The 16682-nt window shown below is 41.9% G+C and carries 14 protein-coding genes and 1 pseudogene; 7 read left to right on the forward strand and 8 right to left on the reverse strand.

The features are described 5' to 3' along the window. From ABEB05_RS00005 to ABEB05_RS00020, 4 genes are all read left to right on the forward strand, one after another. A partial coding sequence (locus ABEB05_RS00005) for a hypothetical protein (RefSeq protein ID WP_265786351.1) occupies window positions 1-181 on the forward strand: 181 nt, incomplete at its 5' end. Between the two features lie 50 nt (window positions 182-231). Next, a complete protein-coding gene (locus ABEB05_RS00010) occupies window positions 232-1740 on the forward strand; it encodes an acyl-CoA dehydrogenase family protein (RefSeq protein WP_265786353.1) in 1509 nt (502 codons plus the stop codon). Window positions 1741-1759: 19 nt separating this feature from the next. Continuing rightward, window positions 1760-2446: an SIR2 family NAD-dependent protein deacylase gene (locus tag ABEB05_RS00015; RefSeq protein ID WP_265786355.1), complete on the forward strand. Its 687-nt coding sequence runs from the start codon at window positions 1760-1762 to the stop codon at window positions 2444-2446. A 42-nt stretch (window positions 2447-2488) separates the two neighbouring features. Then, on the forward strand, window positions 2489-3424 hold the full coding sequence (locus ABEB05_RS00020) for an SGNH/GDSL hydrolase family protein (protein WP_265786357.1): 936 nt from the start codon (window positions 2489-2491) through the stop codon (window positions 3422-3424). Here ABEB05_RS00020 and ABEB05_RS00025 read toward each other — a convergent pair. Then, window positions 3421-4089, reverse strand: coding sequence for a hypothetical protein (locus ABEB05_RS00025; RefSeq protein WP_265786359.1), 669 nt, complete (start codon window positions 4087-4089; stop codon window positions 3421-3423). The two genes, ABEB05_RS00020 and ABEB05_RS00025, sit on opposite strands and share 4 nt — an antisense overlap. A 60-nt stretch (window positions 4090-4149) precedes the next feature. Next, window positions 4150-4845 (reverse strand): SDR family NAD(P)-dependent oxidoreductase, encoded by a 696-nt coding sequence (locus tag ABEB05_RS00030; protein WP_265786361.1) that lies wholly within the window; start codon window positions 4843-4845, stop codon window positions 4150-4152. Between the two features lie 198 nt (window positions 4846-5043). On the opposite strand from ABEB05_RS00030, the pseudogene hisC reads away from it, so the two are divergent. The 3 genes and pseudogenes from hisC to ABEB05_RS00045 all read left to right on the forward strand — a co-directional run bounded on the left by hisC (window position 5044) and on the right by ABEB05_RS00045 (window position 11485). Next, window positions 5044-6147, forward strand: a pseudogene (gene hisC / locus ABEB05_RS00035) (histidinol-phosphate transaminase). Window positions 6148-6212: 65 nt separating this feature from the next. Beyond that, window positions 6213-8273: an alpha-ketoacid dehydrogenase subunit alpha/beta gene (locus ABEB05_RS00040; protein ID WP_265786363.1), complete on the forward strand. Its 2061-nt coding sequence runs from the start codon at window positions 6213-6215 to the stop codon at window positions 8271-8273. Window positions 8274-8434: 161 nt separating this feature from the next. After that, window positions 8435-11485, forward strand: coding sequence for a two-component regulator propeller domain-containing protein (locus ABEB05_RS00045; RefSeq protein ID WP_265786365.1), 3051 nt, complete (start codon window positions 8435-8437; stop codon window positions 11483-11485). Window positions 11486-11494: 9 nt separating this feature from the next. Here the strand turns inward: ABEB05_RS00045 and ABEB05_RS00050 are convergent, their stop codons facing one another. From ABEB05_RS00050 to ABEB05_RS00075, 6 genes are all read right to left on the reverse strand, one after another. Then, window positions 11495-12193 (reverse strand): DNA alkylation repair protein, encoded by a 699-nt coding sequence (locus ABEB05_RS00050; protein ID WP_265786367.1) that lies wholly within the window; start codon window positions 12191-12193, stop codon window positions 11495-11497. Window positions 12194-12205: 12 nt separating this feature from the next. Then, window positions 12206-12967 carry an enoyl-CoA hydratase/isomerase family protein gene (locus ABEB05_RS00055; RefSeq protein ID WP_265786369.1) on the reverse strand — a complete coding sequence of 254 codons (762 nt, stop codon included), beginning with the start codon at window positions 12965-12967 and terminating at the stop codon, window positions 12206-12208. Window positions 12968-13080: 113 nt separating this feature from the next. Further along, entirely contained in the window at window positions 13081-13287 is a 207-nt protein-coding gene (locus ABEB05_RS00060) for an endonuclease domain-containing protein (RefSeq protein ID WP_345694217.1), read from the reverse strand. Between the two features lie 221 nt (window positions 13288-13508). Beyond that, window positions 13509-15566 carry a phenylacetic acid degradation bifunctional protein PaaZ gene (gene paaZ, locus ABEB05_RS00065; RefSeq protein ID WP_265786371.1) on the reverse strand — a complete coding sequence of 686 codons (2058 nt, stop codon included), beginning with the start codon at window positions 15564-15566 and terminating at the stop codon, window positions 13509-13511. A 2-nt stretch (window positions 15567-15568) separates the two neighbouring features. Then, window positions 15569-16006 carry a hypothetical protein gene (locus ABEB05_RS00070; RefSeq protein ID WP_265786373.1) on the reverse strand — a complete coding sequence of 146 codons (438 nt, stop codon included), beginning with the start codon at window positions 16004-16006 and terminating at the stop codon, window positions 15569-15571. A 4-nt stretch (window positions 16007-16010) separates the two neighbouring features. Then, window positions 16011-16604, reverse strand: a complete 594-nt coding sequence (locus ABEB05_RS00075; RefSeq protein ID WP_265786375.1) for an acyltransferase — start codon at window positions 16602-16604, stop codon at window positions 16011-16013. Between the last annotated feature and the right edge of the window lie 78 nt (window positions 16605-16682).

Consider the following 16682-nt stretch of genomic DNA (forward strand, 5'->3'; position numbering starts at 1 on the left):
GGACGTGACCCTCTGCAGCGCCGATGGTACTGGCCGACCGGCCGGGAGCGTAGGTCCCCGACTGCTCTTTTATTTACCAAGAGGTGATTCCCCACGGGAGTCACCTCTTTTTTTTATTAGATACAATCAGTCTGTTTTTAAAGGTTTTTTTATCCAAAAGATTAAATTCAATATATTGTAGTAATGACTGGACTGGCTTTTGGCTTTAATTCATAACCGTGAGAAAGAAAAATGGAATTTTCTAAGTTTATTAATCGCTATAAAAAGCGGCTATATACGCTTTTTAATGAACAGGAAGATATTAATGAGCTAAGCCTGACCCGTGGGCTGCCCAATGATGTATTTGAGAAGGTTATGGAGTGCAACCCTCTAAGTGTTTTTATACCTGAAGAGTATGGAGGAAGAGGAATAAAAACGCACGAAGCGTTATCTATGTTGGAAGCGAGTTCCTACGAATCCTTACCTCTTTCATTGATGATGGGAATTAATGGAGCTCTTTTTCTTCAACCGGTTGCAAATTATGGTTCAGAGGAAGTAAAGCAGCCTATATTTGATCGATTTGTGAATGATAAATGTATGGGGGGGCTAATGATAACGGAACCTGATTTTGGTTCTGATGCGTTGCGAATGGAAACTTCTTTTGAAAAGGTAGGAGAGGAAGGAGAATCAACTTATGAAGTTTCAGGAACGAAGCATTGGGCAGGGTTGACGGGTAGTGCAGACTATTGGCTTATTACAGCAAGACGAAAGAGCAAAGGAAGATTAGGAAGAGATATCGGATTCTTTATCCACGATAGCCGGAGAGGTGGAATAGAGGTTGAAGAGTATTACAAAAATTTAGGACTTTATATGCTGCCTTATGGGCGCAATAAAATTAACATTTCGGTACCGGAAAACTATCGACTGCAACCTGAGTCTACAGGTATTAAAATGATGCTCGATGTACTTCACCGGAGCCGGTTGCAATTCCCGGGCATGGGTATTGGCTTCCTTAAAAGGATGATGGTTGAAGGCATTACTCACTGTAAAGAGCGATCGGTTGGTGGACAAAGTCTGTTTCAGTACGATCAAGTAAAGAAACGGTTAAACCGCCTGCAATCCTCTTTTACTATTTGCTCGGCCATGTGTGCCTTTACTAGTCAAAATGTACCAATGTCGAAGAATGTTGCCGGAATGGATATAACTGCCAATACGATCAAGACCTATACAACCGATCTCATGCAACAGGCCGCCCAATCGCTCTTACAACTAACAGGGGCAAAAGGATACCGACTTGATCATATTGCCGGACGGGCCCTTATTGACAGTCGGCCATTCCAGATATTCGAAGGATCCAATGATATCCTCTATCAACAAATTTCAGAATCTGTTCTGAAAAAAATGCGGAAACTTAAGCTTGAGAATCTTTACCGGTTTTTAAGTGATTTTAGTCATACCTCCAGGGCATCAGATTATTTTAGTGACATTCTGGATTTCAAAATTGACCAACAGCTTGCACAAGATCGCCTTGTTGAGTTGGGACGAATCCTGAGTCGCGTTATTTCCTTGGAATTTACTCTTCGACTTGGAGATAAAGGATTTAATCAAAAACTCATCCAAAATGCGATTGGAACCCTGGAGGTAGAGGTAGAACAGATGGTAACCTCTTTTATCAGTAATAAAACTCCGGATGTAGTGGAGGATTATGAGGAATCGAGTTCATGGTTAGATTCTATTACTCCACAAATTTTGCATTCCTAGCTTAAGAAGACAGATCTATATGGATGAGGTCGTTGTCCTGACAGGTGCCGGTATGAGTGCGGATAGCGGGCTTAAAACGTTCCGCGATTCGGATGGTCTGTGGGAAGGCTATGATGTGCGCGACGTAGCTACCGTTCAGGCTTGGCAAGATAATAAGGAAAAGGTTCTGGATTTTTATAATAAGCGTCGAAAACAGGCCTTTGAAGCTGATCCTAATGCCGGACATAAGGCACTTGCAAAGCTTGAAGAGAGTTATGAAGTAACCATTATTACACAAAATGTGGATTCCCTACATGAACGGGCCGGGTCAGAAAATGTCGTACATCTGCACGGTGAACTCTCGAAAGTTAGAAGTGAAAAAGATCGGTCCCTGATCTATAATATTGGGGGTCGCCCAATTGAAGTTGGAGATGCCGCTGAAGATGGTAGTCAGCTGCGGCCTCATGTGGTCTGGTTTGGAGAACCGGTACCTAAAATGGAAGAAGCTTATTCCATTATATCCGAAGCGGATATTCTAATAGTTATTGGTACCTCTCTCGTTGTTTATCCGGCAGCAGGTCTGGTTGATTTGGCAGATTCTGATATTCCTAAATATATAATTGATCCCAATAACCCAGAGTTAGCGGACTATACAGGATGGAAGCATATAAAGAAAACAGCTGCTGTTGGAACGCCTGAACTAGTAGATGAATTATTATCATTATAGCAGGCTTATTAATGAATAATATTAAAAGAGTATATACGATTTATGTCTGAATACCGAGCAACAGAAGATGAGAAAGAAGTTTTAGAAAAGTATTTGCTGCAATTTCTAAATTTGGAGAAACGGTATCCCTTATTGCCTGGTATCAAAAATGAAGAGGCAATTGCAGGGCTGATGGGAATTGAACATGATGAATTAAGGAAATTGAGGGATCGGTTTGCTGCAAATGCTAAGGAAGCTGCTATTGAACTGCTGGAAGATGGTGAGGTGGCAGAATGGATCGAAAAACTTCCGTTTGAAAAGGGCGATACCATTGTTGCTCTCGGAGATTCTATTACCGATGATCTGCAGGGGTGGTTTAATGTATTTCAACACGTTCTGGAAATAGGACTGGATACCCCGGATTTAACCTTTGTAAACAGCGGTGTTTCCTACGATACCTCAACAGATGCATTAAAACGTTTGAATAGGGATGTATTGGATCACGATCCGGATTGGGTAATAGTGGCACTTGGGACCTTTGATGCGCAACGTTTGCATGTGGCTCCCGATCGTCCATTGGTTTCGCTGGCGGATTACTGGGAAAATATGAATACTATAGAATCTACTGTTGCCGAGGTTACGGATAATCCACTTATCTGGATGACGCCTCCCCCCGTTATTTCCGAGATGCTGGAAGATATACGGCTATTTAACTTTAATATTTATGAGGAGGACTTAAATGGATACCGTGAGATCCTTACAGGAAAAAAAGGATATATCGTTGATCCTTTGGGAGAACGCATGCATGATGAGGATGATGAAAGCGAGGATGACAATTTACCTTCAGCATGGAATTACTTGAGTGATGGACTTCATCCTTCCCTTTCAGGACATGTAAATACTGTGAAGGAACTTATTCGGTTTCTTGCTTTAGCTAAAGATCCTGAAGAAGGATCAAGCTTTGAGACTCCAGATGATTATGAGCCCGAAATGGATTAAAGTGCAATATTAACATCCATAAAAGTAAAAACCGGATGGTAATGAGCACCCATTGTGGAAGAGGTTAATTCTTTTTTCTCCATGACGGTTGGATTAAAAAGGCCGACTTCCAGAGAGCGATCTTTGTTTTCATAAGTGACAAATCCATTCACTTTCGATGGATTTGATGTGGAGGCTTGGGAAAAATCTGGTCCTTCAGCTAATATGAAAGCGTCAATAAGTCCGAATCCAAACCCGGCCCAAGCTCCAATAGCTGATCCGTATTGCAGTGATTCTACCAGGGGTTCGCGAATAATTAAAGATACAGAGGAGGCGATAAGTGCGCCTCCTGCAGCCCCATAGAGGGTATCCAACAGAGGAATAACCGAAGTATTAGTTGCATCATTGAAGGTAGCTGAAATATAAAATTGTTGTCCCTTATCAATTTTAGAAATATCATGTACTCCAATGCCAATGCCGTAAAGCGTTCCTGCCCCTAATCCGGTACGAACAGGGCCAAAGTAATCGCTGTCCTGTAGAGCCATAGTTGCTCCTCCCAAGAGCACACCGTTAACGGCTCCATTTAATGTATTTTGTCCAACGAGCTTTATTGACTGACCCTGAGTGGGACTGAAACTGAGTGCAATTATTCCAAGTGTAAATAATAGCAGAATTGTTTTTTTCACGGTAATCATATATTGGGTTAATAGTGAGAGATAATTCTTTTAGCTTTTTATTGTGAAAATTTACTCGGGATCTTCCAAAGCTACAGGTAATATTTTTCCATTGTAGAACTTAGACCCATTTAAGGCAAAATCGGTAATATAAGTTCCCATTTCTTCTGGAGAAACAGGAGCTTCGATGCCCGGAAAAGCCTGTTCAAGCATTTCGGTTTGCACAGCACCCAGGCATAATGCATTTGCACAAATGTTATGTTCGGCAAATTCAGTAGCAAGACATTCCGTCAAAATAGAAAGCCCCCCTTTGGATACGCTATAAGCTGCAAGACCCGGAAATTTGGCACTACCCTGAAAGCCGCCCATACTACTGATATTTATAATATGAGCGTCGTTATTAAAAAGGGGAAGCAAATGTTTTGTGATATTTACTGCACTAATCAGGTTACTTTCCATTTGAGAGCGCCAGTCATTCAGGGTAAGTTCCTGAAACGATTTGTTGATTAGTGCACCGGCGTTATTGATAAGAATATCTACTCCTTCATATCTTGAAGTAAGCGTCTGTATTAATTCTGTTACAGATTTTTCCACAGTTAGGTCCGTGGGATTAGAAAAAATATTTTCAGGATATTCGTTCTGTAGTTTCTGTAACGGAATTTTTGATCGTGCTACCGCTACTACCTGATGATTTCTTTCAGCCAGTTGCTTGCAAACCTCACGGCCTATTCCACGGCTGGCACCAGTCACTATTGCAACTTTAGACATATGAATGAGTTTTTCTTTTTGAAAGAATGTAAGAACTCCATTAGGATCTAACAATATGGAATTCGAGCCATAATTTCATTGATTAACATTGTTAAAAAGGGCTATTTTAATCATATTGAATTCCCTGCGAAATGGGGTTAATAAAAAAAGCCAATAGAATTTAACTTCCATTTAAACATAGAGAAAGGTGCATTTTCTATGGATGACCAGCAATTAGTACCATATAATATTCGTGATCTGTCTCCATATGTAGCCGGAAAAACCATCGAGGAGGTTCAGTCGGAATATAATCCTCCGGAAATATCAAAACTGGCCTCTAATGAAAACCGAATGGGATGTAGTTCCGTTGTGAAACCGGCTGTTATTAAGGCAATACAGGAAATACAGGATTATCCGGATCCCATTTCTCGAAAACTAACTCAGGCTTTGGCAGAAAAATATAGAGTAGATCCTGAGAATATTATTTTAGGAGCGGGTTCTGAGAGTTTGATTGCTAATCTTTGTCGCACTTTTTTTTTGAATAATGAGGAAGCGATTACAGCAAAGGCAACCTTCGTTGGCTTTTTTGTACAGGCAAATATCCGTGGCATTTCTATCAAAAAAATACCACTGTCAAAGGATTATCGCTATGATCTGGAAGCAATGGCCGAAGCCATAGAGCCAAGTACAAAGATGGTTTATATCGCCAATCCTAATAATCCTACGGGTACCTATATAACGCAATCGGAATTTGAACGGTTTATGCGCCGCGTTCCAGACAGGGTGCTGGTAATTATGGATGAGGCTTATTACGAGTATGCTCGCGAAGTTTCGGATTATCCTGACTCTCTTAGCTATGATTATAATAATGTTATAACGCTTCGAACATTCTCTAAAGCATATGGTCTGGCGGGCTTACGGATTGGCTACGGTATTGGTTCAAAAAAAATGATCAGTCATATGAAGAAGACAAAGCTTACGTTTGAGCCTACAGCACCAGCCCAGGCTGCTGCTTTTGCAGCTTTAAAAGACCAGGATTTTTTACGAAGAGCTTATAAGCGCGTATCCGAAGGAAAAAAGAATCTGTATCAATTTTTTGAGCAACAGGGAATTGCTTATGCTCCGTAGATAGCTAACTTTGTGATGATACAATTGGAAAGCGAGCAAGGAGCTATTGATTTTACCCAGAAAATGCTGGAAGAAGGAGTTATTTTGCGCCGGCTCCATGCATTTGGCTTACCTGCGTGTATACGAATAACGGTTGGTCGAAAAAAAGAAATGGAACATTTTAAACATGCGTTTAAAAAAATAGCGGATCAATAAAGTGTAAAACTTTATAAACAGCCATGTCAATAAAAGAAGTCGATAATCAGAATAAGTCCCGGAATATGAAAACGATTGATTGGGAGAACATAGCACAGCTGATGCTGTATTCACGGGCCATAGATGATAAAGAGGAAAAGGAACTGGTACCGGATAAAGAGGTGCTATACCAGTTTTCGGCCAGGGGACATGAACTCGGACAGCTTTTGTTGGGAGCGCATCTTTACCATGAGCACGATGCGGCCAGTGCCTATTATAGATCACGCCCCCTGATGCTTTCATTGGGACTTAGTTTGGAGGATGCTATGGCTGCTCCCATGGCCAAATCAGGGGGATATAGTGATGGAAGAGATATCGGTGTCGTATGCAATAAACCTGGCTTGGGAGCTCCTACAGTGCTACCTATGGCTGGTGATGTGGGAGCTCAATACACGCCGGCCATAGGATGGGCCCAGGGCATTCGCTATCATCGAAAGAACCTGGAGAATAAAAACTATGAAAATGCTATTTCTGTAGTCATGGGAGGGGACGGTTCTGTTGCCACCAATGGTTTCTGGTCGGCATTGACTATTGCCACAACGCAAAATCTGCCCATACTTTTTTATATCGAGGACAATAATTATGGTATATCCGTACCTGCAGACTATCAGACGCCCGGTGGAAATATCGCAAAGAATCTCTATTCCTTTAAAAATATGCGGATTTTTGATGGGGACGGAACTAGTCCTGAAGAGTCTGCCGAGCTTATTACTCAATCAGTTAATTATGTGCGTGATCGCAAAGGCCCTGCTCTTATTCATCTAACCATGCCACGTCTGAATGGTCATTCTTATCAGGATAATCAAGCCTATAAACCAGACGAGCTGCTGGAAGAAGAGCAGCAACGGGACCCATTAAATAAACTTAAATCATTTTTAGTGCCTGATCGGGTGTCAGAAGCCGATTGGAATGATCTCAAAGCAAAGGCTGCGGAATCTGTTGATGAGGCAAGTCGGGCTGCGTTGAACAGGCCTTCACCGGATAAAGAACAAGCAACCCGTTATGTATTTTCCGAGTATAAGGAGAATGGGAGTCCTGAAATCCAGTTAGTGGGCGGGCTTGCTCCCTCGGGACACCAATTTCCGGATCAATCTACTGAACCCAATGCTGGTAAGCAGCGAATAAATATCGTTGAAGGAATCCGAAAAACGCTTGATTATGAGCTTGAAACTAATCCAAAAGTAGTAGTATTTGGAGAGGATGTGGGGGCCAAAGGTGGGGTACATGCTGCGACAATGGGCTTGCAAACTAAATACGGTCAGTCGAGAGTATTTGATACAAGTTTGTCTGAAGAGGGTATTATTGGCCGCGCTGTTGGATTAGCATATTCTGGGTTAATGCCGGTAGCCGAAATACAATTTCGAAAGTATGCGGATCCGGCTACAGAACAGCTTAATAACTGCGGCACTATACGCTGGCGAACAGCCAATAAGTTTGCGGCTCCAATAGTGGTACGGATGCCCGGTGGTTTCGCAAAGTGTGGTGACCCGTGGCACAGTATGTCAAATGAGGTGTTTTTTGCTCATGCGGTGGGTTGGCAAGTAGCAATGCCGAGTAATGCGCAAGATGCCGTGGGTTTGTTACGATCAGCAATGCGAAGTAATAATCCCACGATTTTTTTTGAACATCGGAATTTGCTGGATGCAAAATATGCTCGTCGTCCTTATCCGGGGGATAAATTTGTGGTGCCTTTTGGTAAAGCTGAGAAACTTCAGAAGGGAAAGGATCTTACAATCGTTACCTGGGGTGCTATGTGTGAGCGTTGTGAGGAGGCTGCAGGGTTGACAGATTATTCCGCTGATATTTTAGATTTACGAACGTTAATGCCCTGGGATAAAGAATCTGTTTTGGAGTCTGTAAAAACTACAAACCGGTGCCTAATTGTTCATGAAGATACCCAAACGGCCGGCTTTGGGGCAGAGGTTAGTGCAGTATTGATGAAAGAAGCTTTTAAATATCTTGATGCACCTGTTGAGCGTTTAACGATGCCTGATATTCCAATGCCTCATAATGTCGAATTAATGAATGCTGTACTTCCGGATGTTCAGAAAATATCGAATAGTATTGAAAATTTATGTTCTTTTTAAGATTATAATTTCGGCAATAACCACTATAGTTAATTGGGTATTAAAAAATGATAATACCTATTATAAATACTGTTTTTTACTTATTATACAGGCTGATGGATGAGAGTAGGGCTAATCTGCTAAAAATACGGGAGAGTTATGACGGCAATGGATAACAGTTTATGAATTTCAAAAGACTCTTTTTGATCGGGGTTCTCTTAACCCTTCCTCTTTTAGGATATGCCCAGCGATATAATTTGCAAATTTATTCTGTAAATAAGGGATTACCTCATTCGCAGGTCCATAGCTTATTACAAACTTCAGATGGATTTTTATGGGCCGGTACCTATGGTGGAGGACTTGCAAAATTCGATGGGAGAGACTTTACTACTTATACCATCAATGATGGGCTGAAAGATAATAGTATTGAGATTATCTACGAGGACAGTAAGGAGAATTTGTGGGTCTCCACCTATCGCAGCGGTATCGCAAAAATGGTGGGCGATCAATTTGTCTATCCTTTTAATAACAGTATTCTGGATACCTCTGAGGTATATGCAGTTCAGGAAATGAGTAATGGTGAGCTTTGGATTGGAACGTACCGGGGAGGGGTATTTATCCATGATGGTTCGCAGCTAAGAAGATTAACTACTGAGGATGGCCTGAAGAATAATACCGTCTGGGATTTTTGGGAAGCGGAGAATGGAAATATTTGGATAGCAACCGATGGAGGCTTATCCGTTTTAGAGAAAGACGATCTGGTCGAAGGAACTGAATTTAAAAATTATACCGTAGATGACGGACTTAGTGGAGAAAGTATCTATCGGATAGTTCCTCACCCAGAAGATGGAGGGTTATGGTTTGCAAGTAGTAATGGCATTACTACCTGGGATGGCTCTTCTTTTTCAGCTATTACAGAGATAGGTGGGGTTGAACTTGACTATGTGTATGATCTCATTGCTGACTCAGACGGGAATATGTGGATCGGCACCTATGCTGATGGAGTCTTTGTCCATTCTGATAGCACTTCAAGACATATTACTAAAGAAAATGGATTAAGTAGTAATCATATTTACGACCTGTATGAGGGGCACGATGGAAACATCTGGATTGCAACAGATGGGGCTGGCATTAATCGCTATGGTGGAGAAGGATTTACTTTTTATGGAACAGAGTCGGGCCTCAATTCTCCTAAAATTTACAGCCTGTTAGAAGATAGTAGAGGTACTATATGGACAGGAACCAGTAATGGCATATTTTCATTTGACGGGGAGACATTCAATGAGTTGCCGTTCCCTGATAGGTATGAAAATTCAAAAGAAGTCTGGGATATTGCTGAATTACCTAATGGTGAACTATTATTTTTAATGCCGGATAATGCAATTTATAAGTATGATGGACAAGAATTAACGAATTATTCTGAAGGGGAAAACCTGGATTTATGGTTTACGTACGATTTGTACGTTGATCAAGATAGTACAATTTGGATATCCACCGATGAAGGTTTGTTTCAGCAAAAGGAAGGAGAGACAACACATTATGATCGCATAGATGGCCTCGCTTCTAGTATTGTATACCAGGTTTATAAACATAAAGGGTACTTATGGATAGCTACTTATAACGGTATCAGCAGATATGATGGGACAGAATTTAAAAACTATACAACGGCGGATGGTATTGCCCACAGAGAGATTACCTACATAACTTCAGACCGGAAGGGTAACCTATGGCTGGGTACCGCCGGTGGTATAACTCTGATGGAGCTCGATGAAAACGGTGATGTAACCGCTATTGAAAACTTTGGACAAGAGACGGGTATGGAGTTAGTGACAACCCAATATCTGTGGTTTGATAAGTCCGGAATGCTGTGGCAGGGAACCAATGGAGGTATACACCGGTTAGATGTTCCCGGCTATTGGGAAAACGGAGATATGAACCTCATGCATTATCAATTATCCGCCCAGGGAATTGGTATTGAAACAAACCAGGGAGTCGTATTACCTGTTGGAGATAACCGAGCATTATTTGGAACGATGGAAGGGGTTCTGGAGGTTGAGCCAGACAAGATTGAGCAACGGTCAGAAAGTTTAAGCTTGTATATTTCAAACATAAAACGAAATTCGCAGGATGTAGACTGGCAGGAATATACTGATTCGCTTGCCTATAAGTTTGGACGACCATTATTTCCAAGTGTAACTTTTCCGTTTGGACAGCATACCTATTCTTTAAGTTATACTGCCCCGGTTTTCGGAAATGCCTCTAATAAAATATATCGCTATAAACTTGAAGGATTTGATGAAAGTTGGTCGGAACCGACAAGTTCTGAAACAGCAATATTTACTAATTTAGATCCGGGTAACTATAATTTTATTGTCCAGATGAAAAGTGGGAACTCTGAGTGGAAAGACAATGAAGCACAGTTCGAGTTTGCTGTAGCGTATCCTTTTTGGCAAACATATTGGTTCTACGGTTTGGTTGGAATAAGCCTTATAGGCTTGATATATGGATATATAAAATTCCGGGTTGGAATGCTGGAGAAGCAAAGGTTACAAGAGCAAGTGGATGAACAGACTAAAGACTTGCAGGAAGCCTTGGCTGAAAAGGAAGTCCTTATTAAAGAAATTCATCATCGCGTAAAAAATAATTTGGCCGTTATTTCCGGGCTGCTGGAGCTACAGATGGGCTATGCAGATAATAGTTTTGTAAGCCGCGTGCTTTCAGAAAGTCAGCGTCGGGTACAATCCATATCTATGATTCATGAAAAATTATATCAAAATGAGCGCCTGGCAGAAATAGATTTTGAAAAATATGTACACGAACTAATTAATATAATTGCCTATTCTTTTAGTAGTCCGGATAAGGATATCAACATTGATATTGAGATTGATGATTTTAAATTAGGAGTTGATCAGGGTATTCCCTGTGGATTAATCCTGAATGAGGTTGTAAGTAATGCTTTTGAACATGCCTTCAAAGGCCGAAAGGAGGGAACCATAAAGATACGGATGAACGAAATTGGTAAGAAAGTAAGGCTTATAATTAAGGATGATGGCAAGGGACTACCTGAAAATTTTGAAAATATTGAAAGGGATAGCCTTGGTGTAACGCTTGTTGAAACATTAAGTCAACAGTTGCAGGGGGAATACGAAATGACAAGCAATGGTGATGGCCAGGGGACACGCTTCTCGCTGGAATTTGAGAAAGAAGAGGCCCCTCTAAAAGTACCGAGCTAACTACTTGATCTATCTTGATAAGTACGATTGGCGTTTACTTTCCGGCATTTTTTCGATAGCATATCGGACCATTGTGCGGGGCATATCCTCGATATGTTGTTCCAAAAAGCGTTCTTCAACCTCCATCTTCCGTTTTCCCACTTCGCGAAGCATCCAACCTACCGCTTTGTGGATGAGGTCATGCTTGTCGTTTAGGAGAAGCTTGGCAATCTTCAGGGTGTCATTAAAATCGTTGTTTTTAATAAAGTGGAAGGTACTCATAATTGCGATACGGCGTTCCCAAAGATCATCCGATTTAGCCAATGTATATAAAATTGCCCGATTTTTGTCAGCTAGATAACGCCCCATAATATGTTCGGCAGAGGTATCAACCAGATCCCAATTATTGATATAGGCAGTATTGCTAAGGTATAGCTGATAGATTTTTTCCAGTTCTTTCGGATCAGCTTTTTTTGATTGATTTACTAAAATGATAAGAGCGCATAGCCGTTCCTCATGAAATTTTGAATGAAGAAGCTGTTCTGCTTCGGTTAACGAAAGTTCTTTAGATCTTCGGGCAATTTTACGGATTTTAGGCACCCTAATCCCAAGAAACTGGTCTTTTTCCCCATATTCGCCCGGACCTGTTTTGAAAAATCGCTTCGAGTGCTCGGAGACCTCTGAATCAGCTAACTCCCGGAGGGCTTTTTTTACCTCAGTATGATTCATCAGTAATTGGTCTTATGAACTTTTGAATGCTTCAATAAACTCTTTGGTATAGTCTGATAGTACCAGTCGCCCACTAATTTCCGCTCGTTCTTCGAGTAAGGTGTCCCAATTTTCTGTTCCTTGCCAAAGCATTTTTTTGAGCTCCTCCATCGCCTGTGGACTGTAATCCGCAAGTTGATTGGCTAAAGAATCAACCTCTTCATCAAGTCGGTCATGGGAATCCCATACTTTTGAGAATAAACCATTCTCTCGCGCCCAGTGGGCACTGTTCCAGCCCGAGGCATCTACAGAGAGGGTACTAAAAGCAGAAGTTCCTACCTTTCGCTCTACGGCAGGTCCCACTACAAACGGTCCGATACCTAATGCCAGTTCACTAAGTTTAATAGCTGCAGATTCATGCGCTAAGGTATAATCCCCGGCCGATGCGATACCTACACCGCCGCCCACGGTTTTGCCCTGTATGCGGACGATAATAAGCTTAGGACATTTCCGCATGGCGTTGAGTACCAAAGCAAAGCCCATAAAAAAATGTTTGCCTTCATCGAAGTTATCAATGGCCATTAATTCATCAAAAGAAGCACCAGCACAAAAAGCCCCGTCGCCACGACTTTTTAGTACAAGTACATGTGCTTTGGGACTTTTCCCCATTTCAGTAATGGTTTCGGCCAAATCCCGAAGCATCTTTCCCGGCAGGGAATTCCCCTTTGGATGATAAAATTCAATAGTACCAATGTTATTTTTTATGTTGGTCGTAATTTCTCCGTTCTCAGCCATAGATTCAGACAATAATTTTTGAAGATTTAATTAAAGACTTCTGAATTCAGGAGTCCGATAAATTATACGGTATCAATCTGATTTCCCCTCTAGGGAGGGGATTAAGGGGTGGGTTAATCTATATGTCTTGAAACCCACTGTTCAATAACACGCAATATATTATCAATTTCATTTAACACTTCTTTTTTAGAAAATCTGAGAAATTGAACCCCTAATGATTCAAGTTTTCTTTGTCTGGACAGATCATATTTCTGTTGATGGTCATGATACTTTCCATCAATTTCGATAGCAAGCCTTAATTCCTTACAATAGAAATCCACAATATAGCAGTCTATTGGTTTCTGTCGGTCAAAATCATATTAATGAACTTGTTTCTTTCGGAGATACTTCCAAAGTTTTTTTCAGCAGGAGTACTATTATTGCGGAGTTCTCTGGCTTTTTCAACTAGGTGGGGTTCGTAAGGAATGATATTCAATTTTTCCTTGGCCACGATTTACCCACCTCTTGTTCTCCTCCCAAGGAGGAGAGACTCTTTAATTTGCTATTTATCCTCCTCAAAAATATCCATATCCAGGATTTCACGACGTTTAATGAGTGTCAAGATCGTATATTCGGCTACCAATTCATCATCTTTGTTTGTGACCTCTACATCCCAATAAACGATTCCAAAAGGAAATTTATCTTTGGCTTTTTTCTGACGAACCTTTTTGCTTTTTACAACTAGCTTCGCCTGGATGGTATCGCCGGGTGCAACGGGAGCTACAAAGCGGAGATTTTCCAACCCGTAATTGAGTAATACCGGCCCCTCGTCGGGATGTACAAACAAGCCCGCGGCTCGTGAAAGTACAAAATAACCATGAGCCACAATTTCGCCGAAAAGGGATCGCTCGGCAGCTTCCGGATCGGTATGGGCATAAAATTTATCACCCGATAAATCAGCAAATCGCTCAATATCTTCCTCGGTGACAGTGTAAGTATCGGACGTTTTCGCTTCTCCAACACCCAGATCTTCAAAATACTGTTGGAAGGGATGTGTTTCGGCCTCTTTAGTTTCTGCTCCTTTAATATACTGCTGAGTTATATTTTTTAATGTAGTCGGTGAACCCTGCAGAGCTACGCGCTGCATATTATGGATGACAGCCCGAGCACCGCCTAGCTCTTCTCCACCGCCAGCATGACCAGGTCCGCCATGTACCAGGTGTGGCATTGGGGACCCATGTCCCGTTGATTCGTCGGCACAATCTCGATTGACCACCATAAAGCGTCCATGGTAGGGGGCACACCCCAGTGTAATTTCGCGGGCAATATCGTCATCTGCCGTAAAGAGCGAGCCCACCAGTGAGCCATCCGCTTTGTTGGCCAGTTTGATCGCTTCTTCATTGGATTCATAAGGCATTAACGTAGTCATTGGACCGAAGGCCTCCACTTTGTGGACCTCATCCACCTCCAGCGGCTTGTGGCAAAGCAGCACTTTTGGTCCGGTGAATGATACACCTTCGTGCCGGCCGTTACCATTGCTATAGATCAACTGAGTGGTTTCCAGTAGTGAAGAAACTTGTTCTTTAAAACGCTCGGCTTGTGTAGCGCTGGCAAGCGGACCCATTTTAGTTTCCTTTTTAGCGGGATCGCCTATAGAAGTCTTTTCCAGTCGCTTTTTTAATGCGTCAATCACGTTTTTAACTTGATTTTTCGGGACTAATGTCCGGCGAATAGCCGTACATTTTTGTCCTGTTTTTACCGTCATCTCCTCGGTCACTTCATTCACAAACAGGTCAAATTCTTCCATATCTGGGGTGACATCACAGCCCAAAATCGAACAGTTTAGTGAGTCGGCCTCAAGATTAAATCGTACGTTATTGGAAATGATGTTAGGATGGGCTTTAAGCTTTTGTCCTGTTTCCGCGGAACCGGTAAATGAAACAAAATCCTGGCTATTGAGATGATGTAGAAGATCACCCGGCTTATCAGCAGCAATAAACTGGATGGCGCATTCAGGAAGTTGCTTTGACTCTAGCATATCCTTAAAAACTTTATATGCGAGGTATGAACCGGTTGGCGACGGTTTGATGATAGCTGGCATTCCCGAAATAATACAAGGGGCCAGCTTCTCCAGCATTCCCCAGACAGGGAAGTTAAACGCATTGATATGCACAGCTACACCATGACGTGGTACACAGATATGTTGTCCCACAAACGTCCCTTCGCGCGATAGCCGCTCGTGGCTCCCTTCCACATGGTAGGGTAGATCGGAAAGCTCGATGCGGGATTTGCTGGAGAGGGTAAACATGCTGCCAATTCCACCTTCAATATCGATCCAGGAATCCTGCCGGGTAGCTCCGGTATGGGTCGAAAGCTCGTAATACTCTTCTTTGCGCTCAAGTAGGTATTGCGCCAGAAATTTGATCTTGAACGCACGCTCGTGGATGGACATTGCCCGGAGCTTCGGTCCGGCCTGCTGACGAGCATATTCACAGGCGCCCTTATAATCCAAGTCTGCTTTAAGCATATGAGCAACCGGTTCTCCGGTTACCGCGCTGATCAAATCTTGTTCTTCGCCTTCGTCAACCCATTCGCCTTTAACGTAACTTTTTACTTTCATTTTTATTCCCCATTGGATTCTCCCAATCTATGCGGGTGATTATCAGATTCCTGCAATTCATTAAATGCTTTCTGAAACTCTTTCATCAGCTCCATATATTCTTCCGATTTCTTAACCCGTTCTTTTACCTTGCGGCTTTTGAGACTTTCGTTACGCGCCTTTTTTATAAATCGCCAGAATTCGAACTGTACAATATTGCCACTTTCATCTTCAAGAAATATGTTTCCCTGCTCATCTACGCTTTTAAAATAAAAAGTTCCTTTAGCAGAGCCTGACATTGAATCTACATATTTATGATAATTGGCCATACTGAAATTACGTATACCAAATGCCGATATTATTCCCCAGCAATATATCTCATCTCCCTCTTTCCAATGCAGAATGTCAGGATACCAGGTATGCGGTGTTTTCCCTTTTTTATTATTGGTAAAAAGTCCCATAAGATTATTTTTTCCTTTTTTCCCAGGTTTCGTATTTCTTTGACTGACTCGGTCGGACTTCGGGTTCTTCTCGCAACGGTTCACATTCTTTCAACGTATCGTTTAACTGTCCGGGAAGTTTTTGATACAATTTTGTGCCTTCCGTTTTCCATTGGATCATTTCATCCGAAACATCTTTGGCAATTCTTGCAGGATTCCCAACCACTAGTTTACGTTTTGGGATTTTCATTCCTTCTTTTACAAAGGTTAGTGCGCCTACGATACATTCCGTTCCCAATTCGACATTATCCATGATTACAGCATTCATACCCACCAGGCAATTACGGCCGATATGTGCGCCATGAATAATAGCTCCGTGACCGATGTGCGCACTCTCCTCAAGCACAACGGTTACACCGGGAAACATATGGATGGTGCAGTTTTCCTGTACGTTACACCCATCTTTGATCACGATTTTTCCCCAGTCACCGCGAATGGCCGCTCCCGGGGCAATATAGACATTCTTGCCAATTACTACATTTCCGGTGACCGCTGCCTGCGGGTGCACAAAAGCGGTTTCATCAACAACCGGCTTGTATCCCTCAAATTCGTAAATCACGGTTTTGTTAATTGTTATTAGTTAATAGTTCCGATTTTTTTAATTTTTTCTCTCCTTTATAAGGAAGGAAAATTGTTT

This window comes from Fodinibius salicampi, from assembly GCF_039545095.1.
GTDB classification, from domain to species: Bacteria; Bacteroidota; Rhodothermia; order Balneolales; family Balneolaceae; genus Fodinibius; species Fodinibius salicampi.

What these genes read in the sequence shown, in the direction of transcription:
- ABEB05_RS00010 (WP_265786353.1), top strand. Translation starts at nt 232, where the DNA reads ATGGAATTTTCTAAGTTTATTAATCGCTATAAAAAGCGGCTATATACG.
- ABEB05_RS00015 (WP_265786355.1), top strand. Translation starts at nt 1,760, where the DNA reads ATGGATGAGGTCGTTGTCCTGACAGGTGCCGGTATGAGTGCGGATAGC.
- ABEB05_RS00020 (WP_265786357.1), top strand. Translation starts at nt 2,489, where the DNA reads ATGTCTGAATACCGAGCAACAGAAGATGAGAAAGAAGTTTTAGAAAAG.
- ABEB05_RS00030 (WP_265786361.1), bottom strand. Translation starts at nt 4,845, where the DNA reads ATGTCTAAAGTTGCAATAGTGACTGGTGCCAGCCGTGGAATAGGCCGT.
- ABEB05_RS00040 (WP_265786363.1), top strand. Translation starts at nt 6,213, where the DNA reads ATGAAAACGATTGATTGGGAGAACATAGCACAGCTGATGCTGTATTCA.
- ABEB05_RS00045 (WP_265786365.1), top strand. Translation starts at nt 8,435, where the DNA reads ATGAATTTCAAAAGACTCTTTTTGATCGGGGTTCTCTTAACCCTTCCT.
- ABEB05_RS00050 (WP_265786367.1), bottom strand. Translation starts at nt 12,193, where the DNA reads ATGAATCATACTGAGGTAAAAAAAGCCCTCCGGGAGTTAGCTGATTCA.
- ABEB05_RS00055 (WP_265786369.1), bottom strand. Translation starts at nt 12,967, where the DNA reads ATGGCTGAGAACGGAGAAATTACGACCAACATAAAAAATAACATTGGT.
- paaZ (WP_265786371.1), bottom strand. Translation starts at nt 15,566, where the DNA reads ATGAAAGTAAAAAGTTACGTTAAAGGCGAATGGGTTGACGAAGGCGAA.
- ABEB05_RS00070 (WP_265786373.1), bottom strand. Translation starts at nt 16,006, where the DNA reads ATGGGACTTTTTACCAATAATAAAAAAGGGAAAACACCGCATACCTGG.